Origin of the sequence: Streptomyces sp. LaBMicrA B280, assembly GCF_049222185.1 — a bacterium.
GTDB lineage: Bacteria > Actinomycetota > Actinomycetes > Streptomycetales > Streptomycetaceae > Streptomyces > Streptomyces murinus.
In genome coordinates this window covers 1-421 of the sequence record NZ_JBMJCT010000089.1, presented here as the reverse complement: position 1 = coordinate 421, position 421 = coordinate 1, and the positions used below count along the sequence as shown (strand labels likewise).

Sequence of the window (421 nt, the reverse complement as noted above, 5' to 3'; positions counted from 1 at the left end):
GGACCCGGCGTTGCTTGAGTTCGGGGAGTTTGGCGCCGGGGACGCCGCGTTTGACGCCGATGAGGGCGTCCATGAGGCGCAGGCCCTCGAAGGCGTCGCGGGCGTAGCGGACCTCGCCCTGGTAGATCTCGTGGAGGTCCTGTTCGACGTAGGCGCGGGTGAGGGCGGCGCCGCCGAGGATGACGGGGTAGGTGCCGGCCAGGTCGCGCTGGTTGAGCTCCTCCAGGTTCTCCTTCATGATCACCGTGGACTTCACCAGCAGTCCGGACATGCCGATCACGTCGGCGCGGTGTTCCTCGGCGGCCTCCAGGATCGCGGAGACGGGCTGCTTGATGCCCAGGTTGACCACGTTGTAGCCGTTGTTCGACAGGATGATGTCGACCAGGTTCTTGCCGATGTCGTGGACGTCGCCGCGCACGGT

General features: G+C 66.7%; 1 protein-coding gene. It reads right to left on the bottom strand.

Going from position 1 to position 421, the window contains the following annotated elements; translation table 11 throughout:
* The coding region (locus ACLF5H_RS37360) for a cobalamin-dependent protein (RefSeq protein WP_421680414.1) at positions 1-421 on the bottom strand (421 nt) is incomplete at both ends.